The organism is Cellulosimicrobium composti (assembly GCF_010287905.1).
Taxonomy (GTDB): Bacteria; Actinomycetota; Actinomycetes; order Actinomycetales; family Cellulomonadaceae; genus Cellulosimicrobium; species Cellulosimicrobium composti.
Window position 1 is genome coordinate 25,781 of record NZ_JAAFAN010000051.1, and the last position, 7,102, is coordinate 32,882.

Genomic DNA, 7,102 nt, shown 5'->3' on the forward strand with positions numbered 1-7,102 from the left:
TCCGCGCAGCGGTCCTGGCCGGGTCGATCGGGTGAATCACGCGCAGACCCGGACGAAGGCGGGTGAAAGTGCCCGGAGGCCCTCGGAGGGCGGGCACGCCGGTCCTACGATCGCCTGGACGGCACGCCGTGCCGCCTCACGAGGGCGAGGCCGCGGATGACATCGGACCAGGACGACGCCCGGGCGCACCGCCGCGTCGACGTCACCGCCGTGAGCGGCGTCGTCGCCGCGGTCGCGGCGGTCGTCGCCGCGGTCGCGCTCGGGGGCGGGGGGACCTCGCCCGCGCCGGACGCAGCGACGACGGGCACGTTCACCCCCTCGGCCGTCCCCGCGACCGCGCCGGTCACGCAGTCCGGTGCGCTGCCGCTGTGCGGCTTCCCGCGCCTCGAGCAGGTGACCGACGACGGCGTCGACGCCGGCGACCTCGGCGGGATCCGCACGGTCGTCGACGACGTGGTCACGCTCGACGACGGCGACCTGGTCACGTTCCGCGTCCTCGACGGCGCGGCGTACGTGCTCGAGTGGGACCGCGAGGCCACGTACACGGTGACGCGCTACGACCTCGCGACCGGTGACGTCGAGGCGACGACGCCCGTCGCGCTCGACCGCGACGCCGCGAGCGAGACGTTCCGGACGGACTCCTTCGAGGTCGACGCGGACGGGAGCGTCTACCTCCTCGACACGCTCGAGCGACGTCGCGACCTGGTGAAGGTCGCGCCCGACGGGTCCCGGACGTGGACGGCGACGCTCCCGGAGGGCGAGCGCACCACGGGGGACCTGCTCGACCTCTACGGCACCGTGCGGTGGACGGTCGACGGCCGGACCGTCGTCGGGGTCCAGGAGGCGGGCACGGTGCTGCACGAGGTCACGGACGACGGCGAGGTCCTCGGCGAGGTCCCGTTCGAGGGCGCCGTGCTCGCCCAGCTGCCCGACGGCACGGCCCTCGTGGAGACCGACGAGCGCGACGACGAGCGCCGCTCGCTCGACCTGCGTGCCGTCGGCCCGGACGGTGAGGTGCCGGGAAGCCGACTCGGCGCCTCGTGGGAGCGCGGCCGGGCGTTCGGCGTCCCCCGCGTGCCGTGGCTCGACGACACGACGGGCGCGACGACCGGCCCGGCGGGGCACGGCCTCGTCGTCGCCGACGAGAACCTGGGGTTCCGGTGGTGGGGGAGCGAGGGCGTGTTCCGCGGCGTCTGGCCCGACACGCACAAGGACCTCGAGCAGCCCTTCGCCCTCTGGGAGCGCACGCCCGTCCTGCGCGACGGCACGGCCGGTGACGCGCCGTACTACGTGCTCACCCACGGCGAGGACGGCGGGTTCTCGATCACCGAGATCACCGCCGACCGCATGGCCTACCAGCTCGGCGCGCCCGTGAAGTACAACGCGGCGAACGAGGAGCTGTTCGGCGGGCTCGGCCTCGGGGCGGGGCTGCTCGTCGACGCGCCCTACGGCGTCTTCCCCGACGGGACCGAGCCGCGCGTCGTCGCCGCGTTCGACGACGCGTGGGGCGCGCACGCCGGCACGTACCGCCTGCGGTACCAGGTCCGGGGGGACCCGCGCGTGTGGGACCCGGTCGTCGGCGAGGAGACCGTCGTCGACCTGCCCGCCGACGGCGGCGAGGTCGCGCTCGACCTGCCCGCCGCGCGACCGGGCGTGTACGAGGTCGACGCCGCGCTCGTCGACGCGGCGACGGGCGACGCCGTGTCCGGAACGTGCCTGCGGTACACCGTCGCCGCCGCGGGCAGCCGCCTCGACCCGGGGGCGCTCGCGGACGGCGCCGACTGGGGCGGCGCGGGCCCGTTGCGCGGCGTGCAGCTCGCGCACCAGCTCGGCGTCGGCAGCCACCGCACGCAGCTCGACTTCGGCGCGATCGTGCCCGACCCGACGGCCGAGCCCGACCCCGCCGCCCTCGTGTGGGACTCCCTGCCGAACGCCGCGTTCGCGCCGGACGAGGAGGAGGGCGAGGAGCCGGCCGGAGTCGACCCGTTCGCCGAGCTCGCGGCGGCGGCCGAGCTCGCGGAGGAGACGGGCGTGGTCCTGGCGCTCCAGCTCGGCTCGGGCGGCGAGGCGGAGCAGGCCGCGGTCGAGGCGGGCACGTGGGAGGGCTGGGTGCGCGCGATCGTCGCGGTGGTCCACGAGCGCGCGCCGCAGGTCCGGTACTGGCAGCCGTGGAACGAGCCGAACGCCACGGGCTTCGCGGACGCGACGGTCTACGAGGCGAAGGTCGGGGCGCCGTTCGCGGCGGGAGCGCGCGCCGCGGACGCCGACGTCGTGGTGGTCGGGGGCAACACGCTCGGCATCGAGCCCGCGTGGTGGGTCGACCTCGTCCTGGCGGGCGGGTGCGACTCCCTCGACGTCGTCGGGATCCACCCCTACACGGGCTTCAACCGGTCGTGGGAGGAGGAGGGGTTCTCCGCGGACGACGCCGAGCTCGACGCGCTGCGCGAGGCGCTCTCGCTGTGCGGCGACGTCCCGGTCTGGGACACGGAGTCGGGGTGGTGGTCGGACGGCGTCGCGAACTTCTGGGCCGGAGGGTCCGACGTCGTGCGCAAGCTCCTGTGGTACGGGCTCGAGGGCGTCGACGAGTGGACGTACTTCTTCTCCGAGGGCGGCTTCGGCGAGGCGGGGAACTCGTGGTCGCTGCTCCAGTACGGGCAGTACGTCAAGCCCGCGGGTGCGGCGTTCGCGGCGAGCGCGCCGTTCCTCGACGGGTTCGGCACGCCGGAGCCCGTGGCGACCGGGACGCCGGGCGTCCACGCCGTGCGCGCGCCGGGCGCAGGGGAGCACGAGGGAGCCGAGCTGCTCGCGCTGTGGAGCGAGGACCTGTCGACGACCGTCCGGCTCTCCGCGCCCGGGGGTGCGGTGACCGTGACGGCGCGCGACCCGTACGGCGCCGAGCGCGGTCTGGAGGTCCCGACGGGCGGCGTCGAGGTCCCGGTGAACGGCGCTCCCGTGCTGCTCGTCGCCCCCGCGGGCACCGCGCTCGAGGTCGCGCCGGTCGAGGCGTTCGGCGACGACGTGCTCGAGGGCCGGCCCGTGACCGCGACCTCGACGCACGAGGACGCGAACGACCCGGCGGTCGTCACGTCGGGCACCTTCGCGGTGCGCGAGCCGTGGCGCTCGGGGCGCCTGCCCGACGGGTCCGTCGACGAGGCTCCCGGCGTCGAGATCACCACGGACGGGACGCGCACGATCGACCGCGTCGCCGTCGCGACCGCGGGCATCCGGTGCTGCACGTCCGGCCTGCGCGACTACACCGTCTCGGTCCGCACGCCCGACGGCGCGTGGCGCGACGTCGCGGAGCAGACCGACCAGTTCCTCGACCGTGTGGCCCTGTTCTCGTTCGCCCCCGTCGAGGTCACGGCGGTGCGCGTCACGCTCCCCATGACGACCGAGCGCGACGTGCCGGTGCTCGCGGCGAACTACACGGGGATCGTGGGCGGGCTGCACCCCGACTTCCTCCCGCTCGCGACGGAGAGCGAGTGGATCGCGACGATCAGCGCGGTCCGGGCGTGGGAGCCGGCGGGGTGAGGTCCGGTGCGACGGCGGCCGTCGTGCGCGGCCGGAGGTCAGCCGCGCGCGGCGACCGCGCGCCAGATCGCCGCGTGCTGCGCGGCGCTGCGCTCCCACGTGAACGTGGCCGCGCGCTCCCGGCCGCGCCCGACGAGCGTCTCGACCTCGGCGTCGCGCGTCGTCACCCACAGGAGGGCCTCGGCGAGGCTGGCGCCGTCCGGCTCGGCGAGCACGCCGCCGTCGCCCACGACCTCGGGCAGCGAGCTCGTGCGCGCCGCGACCACGGGGACGCCCGCCGCCATCGCCTCGAGCGCGGGCAGCCCGAAGCCCTCGTACCGCGACGGCACGACGACGGCCGCGGCGCCCGCGACCAGGCCCGGCATGAGGTCGCCCGGCAGCCGACCCACGAGCCGCGTCCCGGGCAGGTCGGCGAACAGCGCGGTGCGCCGCGGGTGCGGCGGCCCGCTCATGACGAGCGTGAGGTCCGGCCGCGCGGAGCGGACCGCGCGCCACGCGACGGCGAGCTCCTCGAGGTTCTTGCGCCGCGACGCGCCGCCCGCGTGCAGCACGTAGGGGCCCTCCACGCCGAGCGCCGCGAGGAGCTCGCGGGCCAGCGGCTCGGCCGCGAAGTACACCGGGTCGACGCCGTTGTAGGCGACCGCGGGCCGCTCGGCCAGGCCGAGCACCTCGGCGGCCTCGTCCGCGCTGAACTCCGACACGCACACGACCGCCGCGGCGCGGCGGACCTCCTCGGCGGCGGCGCGCACGGGGGCGGACTCGTCGTCGTAGCGCCACGAGACCACATCCTGGACGGCCACGACGTCGCGCGTCGGGTGCGGCGGGAGGTCGAGCCCCACGCGGTGCACGACGGCGTCGCGCGGGTACACCGCGCGGCCGACGGCGCGACGCACGCCCGGGCCGGCGGACGCGAGCCGGCCGAGCGGGAGGCGCCGCGTCCCGGGCAGCGGGGACCGCAGCGAGCGGAACACCGCGCGGTCCACCGACCAGCCGCGCCCGGCCGACCCGGAGGCGCCGTCGGCGAGCGCCGCCGCGGCGCGCGCGGCGACCTCCTCCTGGTACACCTGGGCACCCATGGGGACCTCGACCGCGACGGTCGCGACGACGAGCTGCGGCATCGGGAACGATCCCCCTCGGGACGTGGCGTCGCGACGTGGTGCGGCACGGCCGGGACGGTCGACGCGGTCGGTAGAGTGGCCCACTCTAGTGGCGCCGACGCCCCGTCGGACCTGCGCGAGCGGGTGATGAACGGGTGATCGTCGACCGGGCGCGGGCGGTCCCGCGAGAGGGTGAGGGGCGCATGGCAGCGCGTCGTCGGGTGGCGCTCGTCGCGAGCTCGTTCGACCCGCACACGGGGGGTGTCGAGTCGCACGTGCGGCACGTCGCCCGCGTGCTCGCGTCGCGCGGGACGCCGGTCGAGGTCTGGACGGTCGACCGCGGCGAGCACCTCGGCACGCGCCGCGTGGACGGCGTCCTCGTGCGCTACCTGCCGACGCCGCAGCCGTCGACCCGGCCGGGCGACGTCGCGCGCTTCGCGCTCGCCGCCCCTGCGGCGGGGCTCGCGTGGGCGCGCGCGTACCGCGCCTTCCGCCCGGACGTCCTGCACGTGCAGTGCTTCGGCCCGAACGGCGCCTACGCGCTCGCGCTGCGGACGCTGACCCGGACGCCGGTCGTCGTCAGCTCGCACGGGGAGACGTTCGCGGACGACCACGCGGTGTTCGAGCACTCGCGCCTGCTGCGTGCGGCGCTCGAGCGCTCGGTGCGCGTCGCGGGGGCCGTGACCGGCTGCTCGCGCGTCGTCGCGGACGACCTCGTCCGGTTCGGCGCCGCGGACGCGGTCGTCGTGCCGAACGGGGTCGACCTGGCGGGGGCGGCCGCACCCGAGCCGCGCACGGCCGCCGCGCACGAGCCCGTGGTCGTCGCCGTCGGCCGGATCGAGCACGTCAAGGGGTTCGACCTCCTCGTCGACGCGTTCGCGACGTCGGCGCTGCGCGACCGCGCGCGGCTCGTCGTCGTCGGGGACGGGAGCGCGGCGGGCGCCCTGCGCCGCCGGGTCGACGCGGCGGGGCTGACGGACCGCGTCGAGCTCCCCGGCCGGCTCGACCCGCCCGAGGTGGCGGCGCGGCTCGCCGCGGCCGACGTCGTCGTCGTGCCGAGCCGCGCGGACGCGGCCCCGCTCGTCGTCCTGGAGGCGTGGCGGTCGGGACGCCCGCTCGTCGCGACCGTGCGGGGCGGTCCGCCGGAGATCGTCACGGACGGCGTGGACGGCGTGCTCGTCGACCCGCAGGACACGACGGCGCTCGCCGGCGCGGTGCTCGGTCTGCTCGACGACCCGGAGCGGGCCGAGCGGATCGGCGCCGCGGGCCGGCGTCGGGTGGAGGACTTCACCTGGGAGCGCGTCGTCGACCGGTACGAGGACCTCTACGCGGGCCTCGACGGGTCGCGCTAGGCGCCGTTCGGCGCGGGCCGGTCGCCCGGCTGGGGGTCCGGCTGGGCGTCCGGTTGGGCGCCCGGTCGGGCGTCCGCAGGGCCCGACGGCACGTCGAGCGCCCACGCGACGGCGACCGCCGCCGCGGTCGCGACGAGGAGCGACCCGACGACGTCGCTCGGCCGGTGCGCGTACGTGACGACGGACGCGAGCGCGGCGACGGCGGTGACGGCGAGCCCGGCCCACCCGGCCACGGCGCGGGAGTACGGCCAGGGCCACAGGAGCCAGATCGCGACGCACAGCCCGCCGACGACGGCCACGTGACCGCTCGGGAACGTCTGGTGCGCGTAGCCGTAGCCGCCGAGGTCCGGCCGGACGAGCACCTCGCGCAGCCCGATCGCGGCGCCGGCGGTGCCGACCGCGACGAGCACCGCGGCGATCAGGTCGCGCCACGCGCGACGCACGAGCGCGACCACGCCGAGCACGGTCGCGACGACCGCGCACGCCACGGGCAGCCCCCGGCGGAGCGCGCCCGCGACGTCGCGCCCGACGTCGTGCAGGGGCGCGAGCGTGCGGAACGCGCCGGCGTCGGCCTGCTGCCCGGCGACGGTGAGGTGCGAGGCGGCCCAGAGCGCGACGAAGACCGCGACGACGAGCGCGAGCAGCACGAGGGGCGCGGCGGCGCGCGGCCGGGTGCGCGCGGGCGCGGGGAGGTCGGTGCGGCGGGGCACGTCCCGAGCATGGCGGAGCGGCGGGGACCGTGTCACCGGGGGTGCCGCGCGTCGGCCGGGTGAAAACGTCGCGCGACCGGACGCGCTCTCCTCGGAGGACGTGTGGGCGCCGAGGCGTACGCTGGGACGCGTCGTCCTGCACGTCCGCAGCCCGGACCCGCTCGCCACCCTTGACGAGCTCGGTCCGGGCCGTTCGTGCTGCCCCGTCGTGTCCTCGATGTGTCCTCGCCCCGTCCTCGACCCGAGCCCGCCCCGCGGGCGCCGACGCTCTCGACCACCGTCCTCGGAGGGACCCCACCGCATGAACCTCACCGGCATCCTGCCCGCGCTGCTCGCCGACCCCGCCGCCGCGGCCGCGGTCGCGCAGGTGCGCGCCCGGGGAGTGGCGGAGGGGGGCGGCCCGGCCGGCGCC

General features: G+C 77.4%; 4 protein-coding genes. 2 read left to right on the top strand and 2 right to left on the bottom strand.

The features are described from left to right. The first annotated feature begins 156 nt into the window (after positions 1–156). Positions 157–3,531 (top strand): hypothetical protein, encoded by a 3,375-nt coding sequence (locus GYH36_RS14320; protein WP_162290176.1) that lies wholly within the window; start codon positions 157–159, stop codon positions 3,529–3,531. Between the two features lie 38 nt (positions 3,532–3,569). On the opposite strand, the gene GYH36_RS14325 is transcribed toward GYH36_RS14320, so the two are convergent. Then, positions 3,570–4,649, bottom strand: coding sequence for a glycosyltransferase family 4 protein (locus GYH36_RS14325; protein WP_162290177.1), 1,080 nt, complete (start codon positions 4,647–4,649; stop codon positions 3,570–3,572). A 182-nt stretch (positions 4,650–4,831) separates the two neighbouring features. Between GYH36_RS14325 and GYH36_RS14330 the strand changes: the two genes are divergently transcribed. Then, positions 4,832–5,980, top strand: coding sequence for a glycosyltransferase family 4 protein (locus GYH36_RS14330; RefSeq protein WP_162290178.1), 1,149 nt, complete (start codon positions 4,832–4,834; stop codon positions 5,978–5,980). Here the strand turns inward: GYH36_RS14330 and GYH36_RS14335 are convergent. Continuing rightward, a complete protein-coding gene (locus GYH36_RS14335) occupies positions 5,977–6,690 on the bottom strand; it encodes a phosphatase PAP2 family protein (RefSeq protein WP_162290179.1) in 714 nt (237 codons plus the stop codon). The genes GYH36_RS14330 and GYH36_RS14335 overlap by 4 nt on opposite strands. Between the last annotated feature and the right edge of the window lie 412 nt (positions 6,691–7,102).